Raw genomic sequence first — 24713 nt, forward strand, 5'->3', positions numbered from 1 at the left:
AGGCAGGTATTGCGCAGTGGGCACCCCGGCATGGATGCCGGGGTAGCCGCGACACGGCCAGGGATGGCCGATCGCGGCGGGCCCACGGAGCAATGCCTGACTGCGGGCATGCCGAGCCTAGGCGAGGCACCGAGTGGTGGGGCAAAAGCGCTTTGGTTACTTTCGCGCTTTTCGAAAGTGACCCGCTGTAAGAGCGGAACCAATAGCGGCCGTGACCGCAGCAATGGATATACACACCGACCTAAAGCCATCCCCAGCAACCTCCCCTGCTGACACGTCTTGTTTCATATGCAACGCCATCATCCCGCTATCAATCAATTTTCCTTCCCTACCGAACCCCTTAAGCTATCTGGCATCTGTTTAATGTCCGTTGCGTTTGGCCGAAGGCATGTCCGAACCGTTATTTCTGATCCAGCACGCGCCAGGAACGGCACGGGATTGCTCACCACAGGTTGTATTTATGCACCGCAGGAATTTGCTCAAAGCGTCTATGGCCATCGCGGCCTACACCGGGCTGTCGGCCAGTGGCCTGCTGGCCGCCCAGGCCTGGGCCGGGAATCGTGCAGCCGATGGCGACGCCAAGGCGTTCGACTTCGACTGGCTCAAGCTGCAAGCCAAGCAACTGGCCGGCAAACAGTATCAGGACACCCGCCAGGTGCTGCCGCCGACCCTGGCGACCATGACCCCGCAGAATTTCAATGCCATTGGCTACGACGGCAATCATTCGCTGTGGAAAGATCTCAAAGGCCAGTTGGACGTGCAGTTTTTCCACGTCGGCATGGGTTTCAAGACCCCGGTGCGCATGCACAGTGTCGACCCCAAGACCCGCCAGGCGCGGGAGGTGCATTTCCGTCCGTCGCTGTTCAACTATGAAAAAACCACCGTCGATACCAAGCAGCTCAAGGGCGACCTGGGTTTTTCCGGCTTCAAGCTGTTCAAGGCCCCGGAACTGGACCGCCACGACGTGGTGTCTTTCCTCGGCGCCAGCTATTTCCGCGCGGTGGATAACACAGGCCAGTACGGCCTTTCGGCACGCGGCCTGGCCATCGACACCTACGCCGACAAACGCGAAGAATTCCCCGATTTCACCCAGTTCTGGTTCGAGACGCCGGACAAGGACAGCACCCGTTTCGTGGTCTACGCCCTGCTCGACTCGCCGAGCGCCACCGGTGCCTATCGCTTCGATATCGACTGCCAGGCCACCCAGGTGGTGATGGCCATCGACGCCCATATCAACGCACGCACCGCGATCCAGCAGATGGGCATCGCGCCGATGACCAGCATGTTCAGTTGCGGCACCCATGAGCGGCGCATGTGCGACACCATCCACCCGCAGATCCACGACTCCGATCGCCTGGCGATGTGGCGCGGCAACGGCGAGTGGATCTGCCGCCCGCTGAACAACCCGGCCACCCTGCAATTCAATGCCTTCGCCGATAAAGACCCGAAAGGTTTCGGCCTGGTGCAGACCGACCATGAGTTCGCCAGTTACCAGGACACCGTCGACTGGTACAGCAAGCGCCCAAGCCTGTGGGTGGAACCGACCACCGCGTGGGGCGAAGGCTCTGTCGACCTGTTGGAGATTCCTACCACCGGCGAGACCATGGACAACATCGTCGCCTTCTGGACCCCGAAAAAACCGGTGGCCGCCGGCGACTCCCTGAACTTTGGCTACAAGCTCTATTGGAGCGCCCTGCCCCCGGTCAGCACGCCGCTGGCGCAAGTCAACGCGACCCGTTCCGGCATGGGCGGCTTCACCGAAGGCTGGGCACCGGGTGAGCATTACCCACCGGTCTGGGCTCGTCGTTTTGCCGTGGACTTCAAGGGCGGCGGCCTCGATCGCCTGCCCGCTGGCACCGGGATCGAGCCGGTGGTCACCTGCTCCCATGGCGAAGTAAAAGACTTCAGCGTGCTGGTGCTGGATGACATCAAGGGCTACCGCATCCTCTTCGACTGGTACCCGACCAGCGACAGCGTGGAGCCGGTGGAGATGCGCCTGTTCATTCGCACCAATGACCGTACCTTGAGTGAAACCTGGTTGTACCAGTACTTCCCACCCGCACCGGACAAGCGCAAGTACAGCTGATGCCAGGCGTTCCCACGCTCATGGCGTGGGAACGCCCCTGCCGGTTCAAAAGCGCGAAATACTCTTCATCGCGCCAATCAGATAACGCATCGCAACCTGATCGTTTTCCGTCAAGGCCCGGTACTGCTCCAGCAGTTGCGTCTCGTCCGAGCTCAGCCGGCGGCCATGCAATGACAGCTTGCGCCTGAAAAAAAGCGTCAGAACCCCTGCTACACCAATGCACTTGGTCATGGAATGTTTCTCCGTGTAGTAAACAACAACTCCTGATGCCCATAACCCTGCCCGCGAAGTGCAATGCCTCAGCGAGCAAACAGACTGACTTCCTGGGCCAGAAGCCGCCTTACTTCAAGCGTAGAAACTATCCTGGCGCGTGTGAGATTTTTTTAGAGTATTCACTTAAATAATTGCCTTGAGGCAAAAGACCTTCAGAAAATCCTCACGCACCGACCGCCGTGTACGCGCCTGATGCCGGACAGGTCAGGGCAGCGGGCGATACAAGTGGATGTCATTGGGTTCCCGGTGGTACAGCTCGCTGTCGGGCTGCTTGAGCAAACGACAGCCGTGATGCAGATAAAAATCCACGGTGTTGCGCGACTCGGTGGCCGAGATATACAGCGCCTGCGCACCCAGCGTTACCCCGTGCGCGCAGGCCAGCGCCAGCAGCCGCCCGCCCAGCCCATGCCCTCGGCCACTGTGGCTGACATGCAGGAACTTGAGCTGATGCATACGCAGGCCCTGGTTATGGATCACCCGGTTATCCACCACCGCTGCCGCCAGCAGCGTCGGGCCAGCAAACACCCCATGCAACCACCCCCCGCGCAGCCAGCAGGCATGCAGTTCCAGGGCATCCTGCTCGGCTTCGCCTTCGGGCCAGCCGCGCATGTCGTGGTGAGCGGCATAGAGCACCAACTCGCCGTGTTCCAGGCGATAGCACTCATCAATCTGCTCAGTACGGTCAATCAACGCCAGCAGGGGAATGTCGCTTTCATTCAAATCACGTTCCACCAGCATCTTGGCCTCCAGCGTCCAGGACGCTCAGGATCGCTACTCCCCCGGCGACAGGCAAGAAAAAACCCACCGTGATCAGCGGTGGGTCTGGGTGACGAATGTAAAAAATCAGTCGCGCAAGTCAGACTCATGGATCGGCTGGTCGCGGTGGGTAGCCCGCTGGTATTGCGCCGGCCAGATCGCCTTACGCCCGCCCAGGTCGTCATCGGCGTGCAATGGCCAGTACGGGTCACGCAGCAGTTCGCGGGCAAGGAAGATGATGTCGGCCTGGCAGGTGCGCAGAATATGCTCGGCCTGGGCCGGCTCGGTAATCATGCCAACCGTGCCCGTGGCCATGCCGGACTCCTTGCGCACACGCTCGGCAAAGCGCGTTTGATAACCCGGCCCGATGGGGATTTCGGCATTGGCGGCGGTGCCACCGGAGGACACGTCGATCAGGTCCACACCCAGGTCTTTGAGGCGGCGTGCCAGTTCCACGGTTTCGTCGGGGTTCCAGCCGTCCTCCACCCAGTCGGTGGCCGAGACGCGTACAAACAGCGGCAGCTCTTGCGGCCACACATCGCGCACTGCCTGGGTGACTTGCAACACCAGGCGGATACGGTTTTCAAAGGATCCGCCGTATTGATCCTGGCGCTGATTGCTCAAGGGCGAGAGAAATTGATGCAGCAGATAACCATGGGCGGCATGGATTTCCACCACTTGGAAGCCGGCGGCCAGGGCACGCTTGGCGGCGGCCACGAAGTCGGCGATCACTTGCTGGATTTGCCCTTCGTCCAACTGCCGGGGCGCGGTGTGCTGCGGGTCGAAGGCGATGGGCGATGGACCTACCGGCACCCAGCCACCGTCTGCGGGCTTGACGCTGCCGTGCTTGCCGATCCATGGCCGATGGGTACTGGCCTTGCGCCCGGCGTGGGCCAGTTGGATCCCCGCCACCGCGCCCTGGGCGCGGATAAAGCGGGTGATACGCTGCAGCGGCTCAATCTGGGCATCGTTCCACAGGCCTAGGTCCTGGGCGGTGATGCGGCCATCGGCAGTGACGGCGGTGGCTTCGCTGAAAATCAGCCCGGCACCGCCAACGGCACGGCTGCCCAAGTGCACCAGGTGCCAGTCATTGGCCAGGCCATCGACGGCGGAGTACTGGCACATCGGCGACACGGCAATGCGGTTGAGCAGGGTCAACTGGCGCAGGGTATAGGGTTCAAGCAACAGACTCATGGGGCACCTCTTCTCGTATCCGGTGGGCATTGGCTCCAGGGTTCTGTCTGACCGGTGCGGGTGACGAAAAGATGAAAGGCCCGTCCCCTTCGGGCTAAAAAACAGACAAGGTCACAAGACCAATCACACAGTGCTTAGAGACTAGTCGACAACCGGGGATTGCACAGGGTTCAGCGTGGTTCGATGTGGGCAATCATCAGCTGCACGGTTTCCTGGCCACGGAATTCATTGACGTCCAGCTTGTAGGCCAGCTCCACCCAGCGAATGGTCGGGTTCGGCCACACTTCGCGGTCGATGCCAAAGGCAATGCCATCGAGCTTTACCGCGCCACACTCACTCTTGAGCACCACCTTGAGGTGACGCTCGCCCACCACCCGTTGCTCCACCAGTTGAAACACCCCGTGAAACAGCGGCTCGGGAAAATGCTGGCCCCAGGGCCCGGCGTTGCGCAGGGCGCGGGCCAGCTCCAGGTGGAACTCTTCCACCGCCAAGGTGCCATCGGACAGCAGGCGCCCGGTGAGGTCTTCTTCACGCAGTTGTCGGCGCACTTCGGCGTCGAAGGCGTCGGCGAACAACGGGAAGTTGGCTTCAGGCAAGGTCAGGCCCGCCGCCATGGCGTGGCCGCCGTATTTGGCGATCAGGTTCGGGTGCTGGCTGGCCACCACCGCCAGGGCATCACGGATATGAAAGCCCGGCACCGAGCGCCCGGAGCCCTTGAGCAGGCCATCACCGGCGTCGGCAAAGGCGATGGTGGGGCGGAAATAGCGCTCTTTCATACGCGACGCGAGGATCCCGATCACACCCTGGTGCCACTCCGGGTCGAACAGGCACAGGCCAAACGGCATCGAGTCCAGCGGCAAGTCCTTGAGCTGGGCCAGGGCTTCGCGCTGCATGCCCTGCTCGATGGCCTTACGGTCCTGGTTCATGCCATCCAGTTGCGCGGCCATTTCCCGGGCCTGGGCGAAGTCGCTGGTGAGCAGGCATTCGATGCCCAGGCTCATGTCATCCAGGCGCCCGGCCGCATTGAGCCGTGGGCCGAGGATAAAGCCCAGGTCGGTGGAGGTGATGCGCGTGTGGTCGCGCTTGGCCACTTCCAGGATCGCCTTGATGCCTGGCCGCGCACGCCCGGCGCGAATCCGCTCCAGGCCCTGGTAGACCAGGATGCGGTTGTTGGCATCCAGCGGCACCACGTCGGCCACGCTGCCCAGGGCTACCAGGTCGAGCAACTCGCCGATATTGGGCTGCGGCTGCTTGTCGTACCAGCCCAGGCTGCGCAGGCGCGCACGCAAGGCCATCAGCACATAGAAGATCACCCCGACGCCCGCCAGGGCCTTGCTGGGGAACCCGCAACCGGGCTGGTTCGGGTTGACGATGGCATCGGCCGCCGGCAGTTCATCACCGGGCAAGTGGTGGTCGGTGACCAGCACCTTGAGCCCTGCCGCCTTCGCCGCCGCCACGCCTTCGACACTGGAGATGCCGTTGTCCACGGTGATCAGCAACTGTGGCTCGCGCTGCAAGGCCACAGCGACGATTTCCGGGGTCAGGCCGTAGCCGTATTCGAAGCGGTTGGGCACCAGGTAATCCACATGCGCCGCCCCGAGCAAGCGCAGGCCCAGGGTGCCCACGGTGCTGGCGGTGGCGCCATCGGCGTCGAAGTCACCGACGATCAGGATGCGCTGGCGCTGCTCCAGGGCCGTCACCAGCAAGTCCACGGCGGCATCGATCCCTTTGAGCTGCTGATAGGGAATCAGCCGCGCCAGGCTTTTATCCAGCTCATCCTGTGAAGTCACGCCACGGGCGGCGTAGAGACGGGTCAGCAACGGAGGCAATTCACCGAGGAACGGCAGGACGGCGGGCAATGGGCGGGGATCGATGCGCATGGGGTGATGGGGGCTTCTGTGCAATACAACGGTTAAAAAACACTACCAGGAACGACGAACATCAAATGTGGGAGCGGGCTTGTGTGGGAGCGGGCTTGCTCGCGAAAGCAGTGGGTCAGTCAACATCAATGCTTGCTGGGCCGACGTCTTCGCGGCGATGCGGCGATCCGACAAGCCCGCTCCCACATTTGATCTTCGCTGCTTTGAAGATTGCATTCGCTTAACTGGGCAAACCCGCTCCTACAGGGTCAGCCGCGTTCGCCAACCAGCCACTGCAGCTGCACTTCGTGCTGGCCGCGGTCGTCGGTGACGAAGATCGTGCCTTCGCTGATCATCACATCCCACTTGATCACCCGTGGCATGTCCTTGGCCAGGGTTTCCAGGATTTCCTGGGGCACCGCGGCGATATGCACGTTTTTCAGGTTGTTGGCCACCGGCACCACTTTGCCTTCCCACACCCGCAGGCTGCCGTAGGCCAGCAGGCTGGTCCGTTCGGTGCGGCGTGAGCACCAGGTCAGGCGGTCGGCATCGGGCTGGCCGACTTCGATCCAGTGCAAAACCCGATCATCCAGGCTTTTTTCCCACAGGGCTGGTTCGTCCACATCTGACAGTCCGCGACCAAACGACAACTGCTCGTTGTACCAAAGGGCGTAGGCCAGCAAACGCACGGTCATGCGTTCTTCGGTTTCCGAGGGGTGACGGGCGATGGTTTGCTTGACGCTCTCGTACACCGAACGATCGAGGTCGGTCAGGTTGAGTTCAAACTTGTAGGTCGTGGACGGCTGGGCCATGAACGGACTTCTAGAGACAGGGAAAGGCGGCCAGTCTAACCGATGGCGGGCTCATTCAACGAATCCTGCGCTGCATCATCCTTATCCCTGCACCGCTCGCCTATGTTAAAAGGCAATACAAACCTTCCTGCGCTAGTAAGGATCCTCATGTCGTTTACCGCCAAACCGCTTGCCGGCCTGAAAGTCATCGAACTGGGCACCCTGATTGCCGGCCCGTTCGCCTCGCGCATCTGCGCCGAGTTCGGCGCCCAGGTGATCAAGGTCGAATCCCCCGACGGCGGCGACCCGCTGCGCAAATGGCGCAAGCTGTATGAAGGCACATCGCTGTGGTGGTTTGTCCAGGCGCGCAATAAACAGTCCCTGACCCTGAACCTCAAGCACCCCGATGGCCTGGCGATCCTCAAGCAATTGCTGGCAGACGCCGACATCCTGATCGAGAATTTTCGCCCTGGCGTCCTGGAAAAACTTGGCCTGGACTGGGACACCCTGCACGCCCTCAACCCCAAGCTGGTGATGGTCCGGCTCTCGGGCTTTGGCCAGACCGGGCCGATGAAGGATCAACCGGGCTTCGGCGCGGTCGGTGAATCCATGGGGGGCCTGCGCTACATCACCGGTTTCGAGGACCGCCCGCCGGTGCGCACGGGGATCTCTATCGGCGACTCCATCGCGGCGCTGTGGGCGGTGACCGGCGCGCTGATGGCCTTGCGCCATCGCGAGGTCAACGGTGGCCTCGGCCAGGTAGTGGATGTGGCGCTGTATGAAGCGATCTTCGCGATGATGGAAAGCATGATCCCCGAGTTCGATGTGTTCGGGTTTATTCGCGAGCGTACCGGCAACATCATGCCGGGCATCACCCCGTCGTCGATCCATACCACCGCCGATGGCAAGCATGTGCAGATTGGCGCCAATGGCGATGCAATCTTCAAGCGCTTCATGCTGACCATTGGCCGGGAGGACCTGGCCAATGACCCGCAACTGGCCAGCAACGATGGCCGCGATACCCGGCGCGACGAGCTGTACGGCGTGATCGACCGCTGGGTCAACAGCTTGCCACTGGAACAGGTGGTGGAGCAGTTGAACCTGGCCCAAGTGCCCGCCAGCCGGATCTACAGCGCCGAAGATATGCTGGGCGACCCGCAATTCCTGGCCCGGGAAATGTTCCTCAAGGCCCAGTTGCCCGACGGCAAGGATTTCAAGATGCCCGGCATCGTACCCAAGCTTTCCGACACCCCAGGCAGTTGCGAGTGGGTCGGGCCGCAGTTGGGCGAGCACAATGCCGTGATCCTGCAAACTCTGGGCTACGACAGCAGCGCCGTGGCCCGCTTGCGCAAGGATGGCGCGATCTGATGCCGCTCGGAGCATGCGCAAGATAATGGCCGGCCGTTTCATCAGGGCGCTGCGGCGCCTGTGGCTCATCGCCCCGCTGCTTGGGATGTGGCCGCTATCGGGCCAGGCACAGGACACCTTGACCTGGCTGGTGCGCGACCTGCCGCCGATGACCATTTTCGATGGTCCGCAAAAGGGCCAGGGCAGCGTCGATAAACTGCTACCGTTGTTGATCGAGCGCCTGCCGCAGTATCGCCACCAGATCCTGCACGTTAACCGCGCCCGTGGCATGCAAATGCTCAATGCGCCCTCCTTCACCTGCGATCCATCGCTGGTATGGACACCCGCGCGAGCCAGGAACATTGTCTTTTCCACACCGGCGTTTGCCGTGTTGAGCAATGGCATCGCGATTCGCCGTAACCGACAGGACGCCCTGGCAAGCTATGTGGTTGACGGCCAGTTCGACCTGGCGAGGTTTCTCGATGCGCGACAGACACGTCTTGGGATCGTCGCCGAGCGTAGCTACGGCCCCGGGATTGACGAACAGTTGATCCACGCCGACCCACTCGAACTGGCCCCACACTACGGCAACGATGCCCTGGGCAGTTTGCTGCAGATGCAACGCCTGGGGCGGCTGGAAGCCGTGTTGGGCTACTGGACGGAAATCCGCTATCAGGCAGCGCAACAGGATATTGATCCACAAGACCTGATGTTCTATCCGATCAAGGGCACGACGCGCTATCAACGGATCCATATCGGCTGCTCGAACACCCCGCAGGGGCGCCAGGCCATCAGCCATATCAACCGCGAATTGCAGAATATTCCCCAGGCGGCGCTACTTGAGTCCTACGCCAACAGGCTGGACCCGCTGATGCGCGAGCAATACCTCAAGGACAACCCGAAGTTTTTCAGCGAAACACCGCCGCCCTGATAAATTTTTGGCAAAAAGAAACCCCGAGCAGTGGGGAGACAACTCGGGGTTAAACGTGGCCTACAAAGACCAGTACAACAAGCTACAAGCACCGGAGCACAATGCTTGATCCTGCTGTTACAAGGTCTGACTCGCCTTCCTGTAGGAAGGTTCCAAAGATAAAAATTTCTTCATGCCTGGGCGGGAGCGCGCGCCTGGGCGGCGTTGCGCAAGGCCGCGATCACCGAAGGTTCCAGGCGCCCTTCGGCGATTTTCAGGTCGCGATGGAGGCAGTCCACCACGTCCACCAGGGCTCGCTTGTCGGTCAGTTGTGCGCGATCCACTTCGCGTTCGACCATGATCGCGCCCGTCGGGCTCTTCACCGTCACCAGGCATTCGCCGTGTACACCCGAGGCAGTCAGCGTGACCTGATAAGGGCTCAGCGCTTCGCCGAGCAATAGGCTGATACTTTCCATCTCGATCACCACTCAATCATGAGAAAAATAAATAACCACTGTAGGAGCACGCTCGCTCCTACAGGTAAGTGACCTACGCCAAAAGCACAAAGTTCGCCCTTGAGCTGAGCTTATCGAGCATGCATGGCAAATATGACAGAGAGAAAACAGCCGCCGACAGGCTAGAATCCCCTGATTATTGCCGGAGTCCACCGTGAGAGACGCGTCTGAACTGCCCCTGCGCATTGTCATAGCCGACGATCATCCGATTTTCCTGATCGGTTTGCGCGCAGTGCTGGAGCGCGACGCCCAGGTGCGCATCGTCGGTGAGGCCAACTCGCCCCAGGCCCTGGCCGCCCTGCTGCAAGACCGCCCCTGCGATGTACTGGTCACCGACTTCATGATGCCCGCCGAACCCCAGGCCGACGGCCTGCGCCTGATCGAACACCTGCGCCGGCATTACCCCGACCTGCCCATAGTGGTGGTGACCATGCTCAACAATGCGGGGCTGTTTCACTCGATCCTGGAACTGGGGGTCATGGGCCTGTTGAGCAAGGCCAGCCTGGCCGACGAGTTGCCCGAAGCTATCGACCAGGTGCGCCAGCAGCGGCCCTATGTGGCGCGTACCATTGAGCAGGCGCTGGCCCTGGCCGGCGCCGTGGGGGCTGATCGCCTGCATTCGCAGGACCAGCTATCCCCCCGGGAACTGGAAGTGATCCGCCTACTGGCGGGGGGTAAGACGGTGGGCGAGATTGCCGCGCACCTCAATCGCAGCAAGCAGACGGTCAGCACACAGAAGGTCAGTGCCATGCGCAAACTGGGGCTGATCAGTGATGCTGCGCTGTTTATCTACGTGCAGGAACATGGGCTGGCCTAGATTGTGTAGGCACCGGCAAGCCAACGCCTACAGGGCTATCGCGGCGGACTGGGCGAGCCAGTGTTGCAGCATCTGGGCACTCATCGGATGGGCAATCAGGCAACCCTGCAGCCAGGCCGGCCCCAGCGCGCGCACGGCGTCGCGGTCGCCGGGGGTTTCGATTCCGGTCACGACCACGCCGACGCCCAGGTGCTGGGCCATGCTCATGGCCCCGGCAACCACCGCGCATTTGCGCTCGTCACCCGCCATCCCACTGGCAAATACCGGGGGAATCTTCAGCTCGGTGAACGGCAACTCCAGCAAACGCTGCAAGCTGGTTCCGCCGATGCCGAAATCACCAATCGACAACTTGCAGCCGATCATCCGCAGGCGCAGCAAACCGGTGACATGGGCGCTGTCGGTCTTCAGGCGCGAGGTTTCCACCAGCTCCAGGGTCAGGTTGCGCGCGGGTACGGCAAAGCGTTGCAGCAGGCCTTGCAGCGTAAGCGCGAAATGCTCCTGCTCCAGCAGCCGCCCGGGAATGTTGACCGATACCGGCAGTTCCCGACCTGTGTCCCGGGTCACCTGGGCGCAAAGACGCAACACCTGATCCAGCACGTACCAGGTAAAGGCCTGTTCTAGCCCCGCCAACTCCAGCAGCGGCAGAAACTCGCTGGGCATCAACTGGCCATGCTCCGGGTCTTGCCAGCGGGCCAATGCCTCCACGCCTTGCAGATCGCCGGCCTGGTTGACAATGGGCTGGTAGCAGACACTGGCGTAACGCTCGATGGCCGCCTCGCCGACCTCGGCGCAGAGTTTCTCGGTCGCGAATTCACTAACCCCCAGCATCTGGTGCACGCGCTCCCAGGACAATGCGTGCGGGCTAGGCCGCAAGCGTTGCCGGCAGGCATCGAGCATTTGCCCGATGGCCGTGGCAGAAGCCGGTTTGGGCATGCACCCCAATACGTTGAGCCCCGCCTGGCGCGCCATGCTCGCCACGCCGTCGAGCACATCGGGATCGGCATCGCTCAACAGGACCAGCACCTGGGCCTGGCTCTGCTCGGCCATTTCACGAATCAGCCCCAGTGAGTCGCCATGCTCCAGGTACAGATCGCAGATGGCGATATCCACCGGCCCCTTGCTCGCCAGCGACTGGCGGGCGACCTCGACGCTTTCGGCCGTCAGCACGTTGAACACGCCGTTGGCGTTGAGCATCTGGTGCAGGGCCATCAGCTGGAACGGGTGATCTTCGAGAATCAGGACTTTGAGTGAGCGCATGGAAAACTCTGGGGCTGCGTGCAAGATGCTGCACATTAGCCAAAACTGCGACAAGACCCCATAGGACGCGTCCTATTCTTGCCTGTTCAGATATGGCCGGATTTGCTCCTGCAACACCCGTATGGCCACGCAAACATTTTGCCAGCGCTGCGCCAACTCATCCTCACGGTACTCGCGCGCACTGCTTTCCAGGGCAATACAGGCCTTGGCCAATGGCAGCGCATCCACCAGGCAACAAATACCCTTGAGGCGGTGCAGGCTGGCCCGCAACTGCGCCAAGTCGTGTTCGGCCATGGCGTGGCCCAACAGGTGGTGCTCGTGCTCAAGGTTATTGGCCAACTCCTGCAACATGCTTTGCAGGATCGGACCGTCGGCCTGGGTCATCTTGCGCAGGGCCTGCAGGTCGAAGGCAGGCACCGCCGTGACCCGGGCCAGCACCTGGTTCCACTGCTCCAGGGTCACCGGCTTGACCAGCAGCGCATCCATGCCCGCCCGCTGGCCGCGCTGGCCCTCGTCTTCCTGGGCATCGGCGGTGCAACCGACCAACGCACAGCGCGGGCGCTGCTCCTGGGCCTCTATCTGGCGAATGGCCTCGGCCAGGGCAAAACCGGACATGCCCGGCATATGACAATCGGTCACCAGCACATCGAACGCCTCGCTGCGCCAGCGCTGCAACGCCGCCTCGGCACTGTGCACGGCCACCACCTGGTGCCCGAGGAACTGCAACTGCTGGGCCAGCACCAGGCGGTTGGCCGACAGGTCGTCGACAATCAACACCGACAATGCCCGATCTGCCGGCAGCAAAGACGCTGCGGCCACCGGCGCGGGCAGGTCGTCACTGCCGACCCGGTCCAGGCGCAGGTCGATACACACGGTGGTGCCTTCGCCCAGGACGCTGTGCAGGGTGATTTGCCCGCCCATCAAGTCCACCAGTTGCTGGCAGATGCTCAAGCCCAAGCCGGTACCGCCATGTTCGGCTGCCGTCAGCGGGCTGCCCTGGATAAACGGCTTGAACACCCGCGCCTGCTGGTCGACGCCGATACCGGGGCCCGTGTCCTCGACGCACAGGTGCAAGTATTCATGCCCCTCGCCATCCAACTGGCAGGCGACACGCACGCGCACTTCTCCGTGCTGCGTGAACTTGAGCGCATTGCCCAAAAGGTTATGCATGACCTGGCGCAGGCGCAGCGGGTCGAACCAGTAAAAGCCTTGCGCCTGGGGATCGAAAGCCAGGGTCAGGTGTAGGCCCTTTTTCTGCGCCGTGGCTTCAAACAGCCGCTGGATGCCCTCGAAGAACCCTTTCAGGTCGGTGGTCTGTGGCGCCAGTTGCAGGTGGCCGGCTTCGATCTTCGCCAGGTCCAGGCTATCGCCCATCAAGGCAATCAACTCCCGCGCCGAACGATGGGCCACCTGCAGCGCCTCGGAGACGGGTGCGCCCGAGGCCAGGGCGCGTTCCTGCTCCAGTTCCAGCAGGCCGATAATCGCCGTCATCGGCGTGCGGATCTCATGGCTGAGGTTCGACACAAAGGCACTCTTGGCGAAGTTCGCTTCATCGGCGGCGCGCCGCGCATCCATCAACTGGGTTTCCAGGACCTTGCGCTCGTTGATGTCGACCCAACCGCCGAGCAGCCCCTGCAACTGGCCCTGGGCATCATAAAACGGCACGGTCCATTGATAGACATGGGCGATGCCGCCATTGAACTCCAGCTGGCGGTCGATAAACAGCGACTGCTGCGTGGCCAGTTGCTCCATGTGCCCGGTATGCAGGCGCAAGGCCGTGGCGGCGGGCAGCACTGCGCTCTGCGGCAGGGTCAGGCCGCGAATCTGGTCAAGCCGGGTGGCCAACTGTTGTTCATAGCTTTTGTTGCAGGTGACCAGGCGGCCAGCGAGGTCGCGCACAAATACCGGGTTGGGGATACCGTCGAGCAAGGCCCGCTTGAAGGCCAACTGGTCATTGAGCCGCCGCTCGGCCTCGACGCGCTGGCGGATCTGGCGCTTGAGCCGGCTGTTCCAGACCAGCGACACCAGCACAAACAGCAGCGCCGTGGCGACCGTCCAGTAGGCCCACGATGGCACACGCTGCCAAGCCGGCACCGGCACCGCCACCGCGCCCATCCAGCGCAGGCGCAGGGCACTCAACTCGGCCACCGGCAAGGCTTCCAGGGCCTTGTTCAAAATACTCAGCAGCTCGGGGTGGTCCTTGCGCACCGCCAGGCTGTCACTGGACCACTTGCCATCGACGCTGCGACCGGCACGCAATTCATCGGCCGGGTAGCTCTGCACTTCCACTTCACTCTGGATGGTCGCGGCGGCGTCTCCCCGGGCCACCAGGGCGCGGGCCTCGGTGTAGTTGGGCACCAGGCGCAGGCGGATCGTCGGGTATTCGCGGCGGATATAAGCCTCCAACACATGCCGCGCGGGCAGCGCCAAGACCCTGCCCGAGAGCTGGCGCAGGTTGATCACCGGCGGTGCATCGGCCCGCTCGACGAACACCCAGCCGGCGCCGCCAAACCCATGGCTGAAATCCAGAAAGCGCCGGCGCTCGGTGTTTTCCACCAGGGTGGTACTCATGTCCGCCGCGTGGTTTTCCAAGAGCTCAAGGGTTTGTGCGGTGGAAAACACTTCCTCGAGGACGAACTGCAAACCGGTCATGCGCGACAGGCGATTAAGCAGATCCACGTTCAGCCCGACCCAGCGGCCGTCCTTGTCCTTGAATACATACGGCGAATATTGCTGGGCCGCCACCAGCACCTGGGGATGGCGCAGCATCCAGGCCTGCTCGGCGGCGGTCAGGGGGATGCGCTCACCGTCAACGTCCACCCCCAGGCCGGTGGTCCAGCGGGCGAGGATTTCGCGGCGGACCGAGTCATCGATGCTGTGCAGCGCGCGGTCCAGCATGCGGCCCAACAAGGGGTCGGCCTGGCGCGTGGCGAAGGCAAAGCCAATCGGCGCCAGGCGGCTCTGCTCCTTGATCTGCATACCCAGGTAAGGCCGCAGGGACTTGTAGGCGCGCACGATCACTTCATTGCCGATAAACGCATCCACATCGCCCTGGGCCAAGGCCTCCAGGCCGCTGTAGAGGTTGGGCGCGAGCATGATATGGCTTTGCGGGTACGCCGCATGCACGTTCTTGACGTTGGCGTAACCATCAAGCAACACAACTTTCTTGCCCTTGAGGTCGTCTTGCATGGCCTCGTCAGTGCGCACCACCACCACTGAACGGTCCGGCATATAGTCCGGGGTAAAGGCCAGGCCAGGCACATCCCGCTCGTAGCCGTTGGCACTGGTGAGGATATCGATAGCCCCGCTGCGCAACGCTTCCACGGCCTGGGCCCGCTCGGCAAAACCCATCACTTGCATCGGCACGCCAAGCCGCGCGCCCACTAGGCTCAGGTAGTCGGCGCTGATGCCCTGGTAGCGATTGTGATCACGGGTGATATCGATGGGTTGGTAATCATCGATGGAGATCCCCACTTTCAAGCTGGGATGCTGCGCCAGCCACTGCTGCTCGGCGGGTGCCAGGGGCATGGGCGCCAGGGTGATAAACGCCGGCACCAGGTTGAACGGCAGGCTGACGGCGGCCAGGCTTGCAGGCAGATGACCGAGCAAGAGCATGCTCAGGAGGCACTGGCGCCATCGGGTCGTGAACCGCACCGTGGGGGTTTCCTTGTTGGTTATTGCGCACACAGCATAGCCTTACACCAAGCGACACCCCCTGTGGGAGCGGGCTTGCTCGCGATTGCGGTGGGTCAGCCAGCACATACTGCGCCTGGCACACGGCTATCGCGAGCAAGCCCGCTCCCACATTGGTGCTTCGGTGAGCGATGTACCCCAAATAAAAACGACGTTTCCCATCACGGGGTAAACGCCGTTTTTTTTAAGCAAACAACATTGAGTCAGCCAAGACTCAGAGCGGCTTACCACGATTGCCATGCTGGCTGACGAACGCCTGAATAGCCTTCAGATCATTAGGCAATACCGTGCAACGCTCTTCCCGCTCAAACAGGTCAGCCAGGTGCGGCGGCAGCTCCAAGGCCTTGCCGACACCGGCCTTCTGCACCGCCTCAGGGAATTTCACCGGGTGGGCCGTGCCGAGGATCACCATCGGGATATCCAGGCTGCGCCGGCATTCGCGTGCGGCCTTGACGCCAATGGCGGTGTGCGGGTCCAGCAGCTCGCCGGTCTGGGCATAGACTTCAGCGATGGTCTCGCAGGTTTGGGCATCGTCCACGGCCAGGGAGTCGAACAGCTTGCGGGTTTCGGTCCAACGCTCCTGATCGACGCTGAAACCGCCACCCTGCTTGAAGCTGTCCATCAGGCCGGCCAGGGCCGCGCCGTTACGACCGTGCATGTCGAACAGCAGGCGTTCGAAGTTCGACGAGACCATGATGTCCATCGACGGCGACAAGGTCGCGTGCAGGGTTTCCTTGACGTACTGGTTGCCGCTCATGAAGCGGTGCAGGATGTCGTTGCGGTTGGTGGCGACGATCAACTGGTTGATCGGCAGGCCCATGTTGCGCGCCAGGTAGCCGGCGAAGATATCGCCGAAGTTGCCGGTCGGCACCGAGAACGACACCGAACGCGCCGGCCCGCCCAACTGCAGCGAGGCGTGGAAGTAGTAGACGATCTGGGCCATGATCCGCGCCCAGTTGATCGAGTTCACCGCAACCAGGCGCGTGCCTTTAAGGAAGCTCTGGTCAGCAAAGCTGGCCTTGACCATTTCCTGGCAGTCGTCGAAGTTGCCTTCGACCGCGATGTTGTGGATGTTCTCGCCAAAGATGGTGGTCATCTGCCGGCGCTGCACGTCCGATACACGGTTGTGCGGGTGCAGGATGAAGATGTCGACGTTTTCGCAGTGCTTGCAGCCTTCGATGGCCGCCGAGCCGGTATCACCGGAGGTGGCACCGATGATCACCACGCGCTCGCCGCGTTTCTCCAGCACGTAGTCCAGCAGGCGGCCGAGCAATTGCAGGGCAAAATCCTTGAACGCCAGGGTCGGGCCGTGGAACAGCTCCAGCACCCATTCGTTGCCGTTCAACTGGCGCAGCGGGGCGATGGCGTTGTGGGAAAACACGCCGTAGGTTTCTTCGAGGATCTTCTTGAAGTCAGCATCGGGGATGCTGCCGGTGACGAACGGGCGCATGACCCGGAACGCCAACTCGTGGTATGGCAGGCCGGCCCAGGAGGCGATTTCTTCCTGGGTGAAGCGTGGCAGGTTTTCCGGCACGTACAGGCCGCCGTCAGTGGCGAGGCCTGCGAGCAGGACGTCTTCGAAATTCAGGGCCGGTGCCTGGCCGCGGGTGCTGATGTAACGCATGACTGGCTCCTCTACAACATTCTTGAACAGAGGCCGCCGAACCTGCGGGGCCTCTGCAACCTATCGTTAGTTCAGGTGTTCGACACGGATCCGTACCACCGGCCCGACCACGCCTTGCAAGGCTTCCAGGGCGGCGATGGCATCGTTCATGTGCTGTTCCAGCACCCGGTGGGTCAGTAGGATCATGGGCACCAGGCCGTCGTGTTCTTCGACTTCCTTCTGCATGATCGACTCAATATTGATGCCACGCTCCGAGAGGATGCTGGCCACCTGGGCCAACACGCCTGGATGATCCTTGGCCTGGATCCGCAGGTAGTAGGAGCTTTCGCAGGCTTCGATCGGCAGGATCGGGTGGGCCGACAGCGAATCCGGCTGGAACGCCAGGTGCGGCACGCGGTTTTCCGGGTCGCTGGTCATGGCGCGGACCACGTCCACCAGGTCGGCGATCACCGACGAAGCGGTGGGTTCCATGCCGGCGCCAGCGCCGTAGAACAGGGTCGAACCGGCCGCATCACCATTGACCATCACCGCGTTCATCACGCCATTGACGTTGGCGATCAGGCGGTCGGCCGGGATCAGGGTCGGGTGCACGCGCAATTCGATACCGGCAGCGGTGCTGCGCGCCACGCCCAGGTGCTTGATGCGGTAGCCCAGGGCTTCGGCGTAGTTCACGTCGGCGGTGGTCAGCTTGGTGATGCCTTCGGTGTAGGCCTTGTCGAACTGCAGCGGGATCCCAAAGGCGATGGACGCCAGGATGGTCAGCTTGTGCGCTGCGTCGATGCCTTCCACGTCAAACGTCGGGTCGGCTTCGGCGTAACCCAGGGCCTGGGCCTCGGCCAGCACGTCTTCGAAGGTACGGCCCTTCTCGCGCATTTCGGTAAGGATGAAGTTACCGGTGCCATTGATGATGCCGGCCACCCAGTTGATACGGTTGGCCGACAGGCCTTCGCGGATCGCCTTGATCACCGGGATACCGCCAGCGACTGCGGCTTCGAACGCCACGATCACGCCCTTCTCGCGGGCCTTGGCGAAGATTTCGTTGCCATGCACGGCAATCAGCGCCTTGTTGGCGGTAACCACGTGCTTGCCGTTTTCGATGGCCTTGAGCACCAACTCACGGGCGACGGTGTAGCCGCCGACCAGTTCGATGACGATATCGATTTCAGGGTTTGTGGCCACGTCGAAGACATCGTTGGTAATCGCAATACCGGTCGTTTGGTACTGAGGCTTTGGCGTACGCATGGCAATTTGTGCCACTTCAATCCCACGCCCTGCACGGCGGGAAATTTCCTCAGCATTACGCTGAAGTACGTTCAAGGTGCCGCCACCGACGGTCCCTAACCCACAGATGCCTACTTTGACCGGTTTCACTGAAGAACTCCCCATGAAACGGCCGACTCAAGGTCGGCCGTGAAAAACAGCCGCACAACTGCGGCTCGCTATTAATGACCCGCCGACGGGTCGGCGGGTCTGACCGTCAAAGGCTCGACGATACTGTTTATTTGGCACCCAGCGCCAGTTTGGCGATTTGTGGGGCCGGCTGGTAGCCCGGAATGACCTGGCCGTCAGCCAAGACGATGGCCGGCGTACCGTTCACGCCAATCGACTGGCCCAGGTTGAACTGCTTGGAGACCGGGTTGGCACAGGCAGCAGCCTTGATGTCCTTGCCGTCGACCATCTTGTCCATGGCGCCTTTTTTGTCAGCCGAGCACCACACCGCCTGCAACTGCTTGTCACCCGGCGAACCCAGGCCCTGGCGCGGGAACGCGACGTAGCGCACTTCGACGCCCATCTTGTTCAGCTCAGGCACTTCGGCGTGCAGCTTGTGGCAGTACGGGCAGGTGGTGTCGGTGAACACGGTGATGTGGGTCTTGGTCTCGCCAATGGCCGGGTACACCACGGTTTCGGCAACCGGGATGGCGTTGATCAACTTGGACACGCCCAGGCGCTCGGCCTTCTCGGTGAGGTTGACCGGCTTGCCGTCTTTCAATTGGAACAGGTAGCCCTGGACGATGTACTGGCCGTCGGCGCTGGCATACAGCACGCGGCTGCCCTTGAGCTTGACTTCATACAGGCCGGCCATGGGGCTGGCGCTGATGCTTTCGACCGGAGTTTCGAGTTGGAGGCTTTCCAGACTCTTACGGATTGTCTTCTCGGCGGCGTCATCGGCAACGGCAAAGGTTGAGACCAACGCAATGGCTGCGGCGGCAAAAATCTGGGTCAAGCGCATGGGAACTCCTGAAGGCAGATGCAGGGACGAAGGCCAGGACGCCGATCTGGAAACACGGCTCGGGACCGTCCCCTTTGCAAACCGGCAAAGCCTACCACAATTGGGCGCCAGGGCAGACGCCGACGGCCAAATTGGGGCCTGTCAGCCCCTCGGGTGATGTTTGGCATGCAGGTCCTGCAACCTTGCGCGCGCCACGTGGGTATAAATCTGCGTGGTCGACAGGTCGCTGTGGCCCAGCAACATCTGCACCACGCGCAAATCCGCGCCATGGTTGAGCAGATGGGTGGCAAATGCATGGCGCAGGGTATGGGGGGACAGCGACTTGCCGATCCCGGCCACCTTGGCCTGGTGCTTGATGCGATGCCAGAAGGTCTGGCGGGTCATCTGTTCGCCGCGCAGGCTGGGAAACAGCACGTCACTGGGGCGCCCGCCGAGCAACTCGCTGCGGGCATCGCGCATGTAGCGCTCGACCCACACGATCGCCTCTTCACCCATGGGTACCAGGCGCTCCTTGCTGCCCTTGCCCATCACCCGCAACACGCCCTGGCGCAGGTTGACCTGCTCCAGGGTCAGGCTGATCAGCTCGGTGACGCGCAGGCCGCAGGCATATAAGACTTCCAGCATGGCGCGGTCACGCTGGCCGATGGCTTCGCTCAGGTCGGGCGCGGCCAGCAGGGCCTCGACGTCGGCTTCTGACAAGGACTTGGGCAACGGCCTGCCGAGCTGCGGCATATCGACTTGCAGGGTCGGATCGACAGCAATCAGCTTTTCCCGCAGCAAATAGCGATAAAACCCACGCACTCCCGAGAGGAATCGTGCAGTGGAGCGCGGCTTGTAGTTTTGCTCAAGACGCCAGGCCAGGTGATCGAGAATCAACTCGCGCCCGGCATGGCTCAGTTCGAGGTTTTTCTCCAGCAACCAGCCATTGAACAGGGCCAGGTCGCTGCGGTAGGACTGGCGAGTGTTGTCCGACAGGCCTTTTTCCAGCCAGAGGGCGTCGAGGAAGCGGTCGATCAGGGGGTGGTCAATGGCGGGCATGGGCGCTCGAACGGAGAAAAGAATGGGTAGATCCTATCGCAGCCGCGCTCTATGTAGGAGCCGGCTTGCCGGCGAAGGCGGTCTCACGTACTGCGGTGTTGCTGCGGTCCTCATCGCTGGCAAGCCGGCTCCTACGGGTCAATCCACAAACCCAGGCAACACCGGCACCGGCCGCTTATCGTCATCAATTGCGACAAAGCTGAACACACCCTGGATCGCCTTCTCGCGGCCATCGGCACTCATGCTCTCGACAAATACTTCCACTTCCACCTTGAGACTGGTGTTGCCAACCTTGATCACGCGGCCAATCAGCTCGACGATGGAACCGGCCGGTATCGCATGATTGAAGTCGATACGATCGGTAGATACCGTCACCAGCGGCAAACGGCAAAAACGCGTGGCGGTGATGAACGACACTTCGTCCATCCAGGCCAACGCAGTGCCGCCAAACAGGGTGTTGTGGTGGTTGGTGGTCGGCGGGAATACGGCCTTGGTGACGTGGGTCACGGACAGGTCGGTGCGGCGCTGGATTTCTTCGAGGCGGGTGGTCATGAACGGGTTCCGGGCAATGGGCAAATTTCAGGCACAAAAAAGCAGCCCGTAGGCTGCTTTTTTCTGCATCGGGAAGCTGGACTTAAGCCAGTTTTTCCTTGATGCGAGCTGCTTTACCGGACAGGTCACGCAGGTAGTACAGCTTGGCTTTACGTACGTCACCGCGACGTTTAACGGCCATGCTGTCGATTTGCGGGCTGTAGGTCTGGAAAGTACGCTCTACGCCAACACCGTTGGAGATTTTACGAACAGTGAAAGCACTGTTCACACCACGGTTACGCTTGGCGATTACTACGCCTTCGAACGCTTGCAGACGCGAACGGTCGCCTTCCTTCACTTTCACCTGAACGACAATGGTGTCGCCCGGGGCAAAGGTAGGGATCTCTTTGGTCATCTGCTCTGCTTCGAGTGCAAGGATGATTTTGTTAGTCATGCTGTGCTCCTAAGGTAAATCGTCGGATCTACCATCGATACGTTGTTAACTATCGTCCCGCGCGAGGATGTATTCCTCGAGCAGCTTCTTCTCTTCTCCAGAAAGCGAGCGGCTTTCCAGAAGATCGGCGCGTCGTTCATAGGTCCGACCAAGGGACTGCTGTAAACGCCAACGCCGGATGTGTGCGTGATTGCCACTTAGCAACACGTCGGGAACACGCTGATCCGCATACACCTCCGGTCGGGTGTAGTGCGGGCAATCCAGCAAACCATCCGTGAAGGAATCTTCCTCCGCGGAGTCCGCATGCCCTAAAGCTCCAGGCAGCAGTCGTGTAACCGCATCTATCAGGACCATCGCCGGCAGCTCACCGCCAGACAGGACATAGTCCCCAATCGACCACTCTTCATCGACATGAGCTTCAATAAAACGCTCGTCAATGCCTTCATAGCGACCGGCAATCAGGATCAGTGCTTCCTCATTCGCCAGTTCGCGTACCGCAGCCTGTTTCAGCTGGCGGCCTTGAGGGGACAGGTAAATTACCTTCGCCTTCTCCCCTGCTGCTGCCTTGGCCTGAACCAGGGCGTCTTCCAGGGGCTTGATCTTCATCACCATGCCCGGGCCACCGCCAAAAGGGCGATCATCCACAGTGTGATGTCGATCCGTCGTGTAGTCTCGCGGGTTCCAACAAGTAAGCTGCAAGAGCCCTTGTTTCACCGCCCGACTGGTGATGCCGTACTCGCTGATGGCGGAAAACATCTCGGGAAACAAACTGATCACTTCAATGCGCAAATTAGCCACGCTTAGAAGTCCGCGTCCCATTCCACCTTCATCTCGCCCGCTGCCAGGTCGACGGCCAACACGCATTGCTCGGTATACGGCAACAGGCGTTCGCGATCATCCAGGCTGCCAGCGCAAGGCTTGACCACCATTACATCATTGGCGCCGGTTTCCAGAAGATGATCGATTTTCCCGAGCAATTGCCCGAGTTGATCAATAACCTTCAGACCTTCCAGCTGGTACCAGTAGTACTCGCCATCGGTCAATTCAGGGAACAGGTTGCGCGGCACACAGATCTCATAACCGGCCAGAAGACGCGCTTCTTCACGATCATCGAGACCCTTGAGCTTTGCGACCAGGAACTTGTCGTTCCCGCGTCCACTGACCAGCTCGACCTGTTTCACACTACCTTCGCGCTTGAGCGTCCAGGTCTTGTACTGCAACAGGTTTTCAGTCGGATCAGTAAAGGAATACACCTTCACTTCGCCGCGAACGCCATGAACAGAGTAAATCTTGCCGATAACGATCAAATCATCAGCAACAGCTGGCGTCGCGTTCATATTGCTCAGGCTGCGGCCTTAGCCGAGTCCTTCAACAACTTGGCAACACGCTCGGATGGCTGTGCACCAACGCTCAGCCAGTAGGCTACGCGCTCTTGGTTCACGGACAGACGAACTTCTTGACCACGAGCAACAGGGTTGAAGAAACCAACCTGTTCCTTATGCGAACCGTCACGCGGGTTGCGGCTGTCGGTTACGGTCAAGTGGTAAAACGGGCGCTTTTTGGAGCCGCCAAGGGCAAGACGGATTGTTAGCATGTGAACATCGTTCCTGTAGTCGGTGCTGCAAATCTAAATGCACAGCGGGCATGGGTGCCCGAAAGGCCGCATATTCTAAGGAATATCCGGACTTTTGCAAATGTCTTTTTCCGGCGCCTGACCGCGTGCCATTCAGATCTGCTATAGAGCCGTCGGTTAAAACGGCGAGTCAGCTCCCGCCAACGGCGGGTTTGCTGGAGATCCCACATCCCTGTGGGTCTGCGCAAGAGCGAACTCTTGCGCGAATTCTTTACATCTTCGGCATGCCACGACCGGGCATCATACCGCCCATGCCACGCATCATTTTGGCCATGCCGCCTTTGGCCGAGAATTTCTTCATCATCTTTTGCATCTGCTTGTGCTGCTTGATCAAGCGACCGATGTCCTGCACCTGGGTGCCGGAACCCATGGCAATCCGACGTTTGCGCGAACCGCTGATCAGCTCAGGGTCACGGCGCTCGGCCGGGGTCATGGAGTTGATGATGGCTTCCATCTGCTTGAACTGCTTCTCTGCCGCGCCCTGGGCATTGCCCATTTGCGCCAGGTTCACACCGCCGATGTTCGGCAGCTTGTCCATCAGGCCGCCGAGGCCGCCCATGTTCTTCATCTGTTGCAACTGATCACGGAAGTCTTCGAGGTCGAAGCCCTTGCCCTTCTTCAGCTTCTTGGCCAGTTTGTCGGCCTTGTCCTTGTCGAGGGTTTGTTCAGCCTGCTCGATCAGGCTGAGCACGTCGCCCATGCCGAGGATCCGCGAGGCGATCCGCTCCGGGTGGAACGGCTCGAGCGCTTCGGTCTTCTCGCCCATGCCGATGAACTTGATCGGCTTGCCGGTAATTGCGCGCACCGACAGTGCGGCACCGCCACGGGCATCACCGTCGACCTTGGTCAGGATCACGCCAGTCAAAGGCAGCGCATCACCAAAGGCCTTGGCGGTGTTGGCCGCATCCTGGCCGGTCATGGCGTCGACCACGAACAGGGTTTCTACCGGGTTGATCGCAGCATGCAGCGCCTTGATCTCGCCCATCATCTCTTCATCGATGTGCAGGCGACCGGCGGTATCGACGATCACCACGTCGATGAATTTGAGCTTGGCTTCTTTAATAGCAGCGTTGGCAATGTCGACCGGCTTCTGGCTCAGGTCGGACGGGAAGAAGGTCACGCCGATTTCCCCGGCGAGCATTTCCAGCTGCTTGATCGCGGCCGGACGGTAGACGTCGGCCGACACCACCATCACGGACTTTTTCTTGCGCTCTTTAAGGAAGCGCGCCAGCTTGGCAGCGGTGGTGGTCTTGCCCGCCCCCTGCAAACCGGCCATCAGCACAACGGCCGGTGGCACGGCGCTGAGGTTCAGGTCTTCGTTGGCCGCGCCCATCAGGCTTTCGAGTTCGGCCTGCACGACCTTCACAAAGGCCTGGCCCGGCGTCAGGCTGCGGGACACTTCAGTGCCAACCGCACGCTCCTTGACCGAGTTGACGAAATCCTTGACCACAGGCAAGGCAACGTCGGCTTCGAGCAACGCCATGCGCACTTCGCGCAGGGTGTCTTTAATATTGTCCTCGGTCAGCTTGGCCTTGCCGGTGACATGGCGCAGCGTCTGCGAGAGACGGTCAGTCAGGTTTTCAAACATGCGCGATCCTTTCAGGCCCTATTCATCGAAGTGCATCGGTAGACCGAGGTAATGGCGGCCCAGGCTGTGATAAATCGCTATTAAAAACAGCGCTCGGCGAGCCTGCGGCGTGGGCAG

General features: G+C 61.3%; 22 protein-coding genes. 4 read left to right on the forward strand and 18 right to left on the reverse strand.

The annotated features are described in order from the left end of the window. The first annotated feature begins 460 nt into the window (after positions 1–460). Complete coding sequence (locus HBO05_RS28330) at positions 461–2086, forward strand: glucan biosynthesis protein D (protein WP_169955694.1); 1626 nt, start codon at positions 461–463, stop codon at positions 2084–2086. Positions 2087–2131: 45 nt separating this feature from the next. Here the strand turns inward: HBO05_RS28330 and HBO05_RS28335 are convergent, their stop codons facing one another. From HBO05_RS28335 to HBO05_RS28355, 5 genes are all read right to left on the reverse strand, one after another. Then, a complete protein-coding gene (locus tag HBO05_RS28335) occupies positions 2132–2317 on the reverse strand; it encodes a hypothetical protein (protein WP_170058315.1) in 186 nt (61 codons plus the stop codon). Between the two features lie 246 nt (positions 2318–2563). Beyond that, complete coding sequence (locus HBO05_RS28340; RefSeq protein ID WP_172314931.1) at positions 2564–3097, reverse strand: GNAT family N-acetyltransferase; 534 nt, start codon at positions 3095–3097, stop codon at positions 2564–2566. Between the two features lie 105 nt (positions 3098–3202). Beyond that, complete coding sequence (locus HBO05_RS28345; protein ID WP_170042949.1) at positions 3203–4309, reverse strand: NADH:flavin oxidoreductase/NADH oxidase; 1107 nt, start codon at positions 4307–4309, stop codon at positions 3203–3205. 170 nt (positions 4310–4479) lie between these two features. Beyond that, complete coding sequence (recJ, locus tag HBO05_RS28350; RefSeq protein ID WP_172314933.1) at positions 4480–6189, reverse strand: single-stranded-DNA-specific exonuclease RecJ; 1710 nt, start codon at positions 6187–6189, stop codon at positions 4480–4482. A gap of 248 nt (positions 6190–6437) precedes the next feature. Next, positions 6438–6980 (reverse strand): YaeQ family protein, encoded by a 543-nt coding sequence (locus tag HBO05_RS28355; protein WP_057438005.1) that lies wholly within the window; start codon positions 6978–6980, stop codon positions 6438–6440. A gap of 147 nt (positions 6981–7127) precedes the next feature. Here HBO05_RS28355 and HBO05_RS28360 point away from each other — a divergent pair, with 147 nt between their 5' ends. Next, entirely contained in the window at positions 7128–8327 is a 1200-nt protein-coding gene (locus tag HBO05_RS28360; RefSeq protein ID WP_172314935.1) for a CaiB/BaiF CoA-transferase family protein, read from the forward strand. A 25-nt stretch (positions 8328–8352) separates the two neighbouring features. Beyond that, a complete protein-coding gene (locus HBO05_RS28365; protein ID WP_172314937.1) occupies positions 8353–9237 on the forward strand; it encodes a TIGR02285 family protein in 885 nt (294 codons plus the stop codon). 170 nt (positions 9238–9407) lie between these two features. Here the strand turns inward: HBO05_RS28365 and HBO05_RS28370 are convergent, their stop codons facing one another. Continuing rightward, positions 9408–9692: a DUF3509 domain-containing protein gene (locus HBO05_RS28370; protein ID WP_169955687.1), complete on the reverse strand. Its 285-nt coding sequence runs from the start codon at positions 9690–9692 to the stop codon at positions 9408–9410. Positions 9693–9885: 193 nt separating this feature from the next. Between HBO05_RS28370 and HBO05_RS28375 the strand changes: the two genes are divergently transcribed. After that, complete coding sequence (locus HBO05_RS28375; protein ID WP_169955686.1) at positions 9886–10548, forward strand: response regulator transcription factor; 663 nt, start codon at positions 9886–9888, stop codon at positions 10546–10548. Between the two features lie 27 nt (positions 10549–10575). On the opposite strand, the gene HBO05_RS28380 is transcribed toward HBO05_RS28375, so the two are convergent. The 12 genes from HBO05_RS28380 to ffh form a co-directional block, all read right to left on the reverse strand. Then, a complete protein-coding gene (locus HBO05_RS28380; protein WP_172314939.1) occupies positions 10576–11805 on the reverse strand; it encodes an EAL domain-containing response regulator in 1230 nt (409 codons plus the stop codon). A 72-nt stretch (positions 11806–11877) separates the two neighbouring features. Next, positions 11878–15420 (reverse strand): transporter substrate-binding domain-containing protein, encoded by a 3543-nt coding sequence (locus tag HBO05_RS28385; RefSeq protein WP_172314945.1) that lies wholly within the window; start codon positions 15418–15420, stop codon positions 11878–11880. Positions 15421–15712: 292 nt separating this feature from the next. Further along, positions 15713–17122, reverse strand: a complete 1410-nt coding sequence (gene thrC, locus HBO05_RS28390; protein WP_029296283.1) for a threonine synthase — start codon at positions 17120–17122, stop codon at positions 15713–15715. 66 nt (positions 17123–17188) lie between these two features. After that, positions 17189–18493: a homoserine dehydrogenase gene (locus tag HBO05_RS28395; RefSeq protein WP_029296281.1), complete on the reverse strand. Its 1305-nt coding sequence runs from the start codon at positions 18491–18493 to the stop codon at positions 17189–17191. A gap of 127 nt (positions 18494–18620) precedes the next feature. Further along, positions 18621–19352, reverse strand: a complete 732-nt coding sequence (gene dsbC / locus HBO05_RS28400; protein WP_170058310.1) for a bifunctional protein-disulfide isomerase/oxidoreductase DsbC — start codon at positions 19350–19352, stop codon at positions 18621–18623. 141 nt (positions 19353–19493) lie between these two features. Then, positions 19494–20390 carry a site-specific tyrosine recombinase XerD gene (gene xerD / locus HBO05_RS28405; protein WP_169955682.1) on the reverse strand — a complete coding sequence of 299 codons (897 nt, stop codon included), beginning with the start codon at positions 20388–20390 and terminating at the stop codon, positions 19494–19496. Positions 20391–20528: 138 nt separating this feature from the next. After that, a complete protein-coding gene (locus HBO05_RS28410) occupies positions 20529–20942 on the reverse strand; it encodes an acyl-CoA thioesterase (protein WP_057437995.1) in 414 nt (137 codons plus the stop codon). 82 nt (positions 20943–21024) lie between these two features. Next, positions 21025–21375 (reverse strand): 50S ribosomal protein L19, encoded by a 351-nt coding sequence (gene rplS, locus HBO05_RS28415; protein ID WP_003175895.1) that lies wholly within the window; start codon positions 21373–21375, stop codon positions 21025–21027. A 45-nt stretch (positions 21376–21420) separates the two neighbouring features. After that, entirely contained in the window at positions 21421–22194 is a 774-nt protein-coding gene (gene trmD, locus HBO05_RS28420; protein ID WP_024077235.1) for a tRNA (guanosine(37)-N1)-methyltransferase TrmD, read from the reverse strand. Beyond that, positions 22176–22712, reverse strand: coding sequence for a ribosome maturation factor RimM (gene rimM / locus HBO05_RS28425; RefSeq protein ID WP_010565276.1), 537 nt, complete (start codon positions 22710–22712; stop codon positions 22176–22178). The genes trmD and rimM overlap by 19 nt, the downstream gene beginning before the upstream one ends. A gap of 5 nt (positions 22713–22717) precedes the next feature. Beyond that, positions 22718–22969, reverse strand: a complete 252-nt coding sequence (rpsP, locus tag HBO05_RS28430) for a 30S ribosomal protein S16 (protein ID WP_003175899.1) — start codon at positions 22967–22969, stop codon at positions 22718–22720. A 250-nt stretch (positions 22970–23219) separates the two neighbouring features. Next, complete coding sequence (gene ffh, locus HBO05_RS28435; RefSeq protein ID WP_029296179.1) at positions 23220–24596, reverse strand: signal recognition particle protein; 1377 nt, start codon at positions 24594–24596, stop codon at positions 23220–23222. Positions 24597–24713: the final 117 nt, after the last annotated feature.

The sequence above is a fragment of the Pseudomonas sp. WS 5079 genome (assembly GCF_012985465.1).
GTDB lineage: Bacteria > Pseudomonadota > Gammaproteobacteria > Pseudomonadales > Pseudomonadaceae > Aquipseudomonas.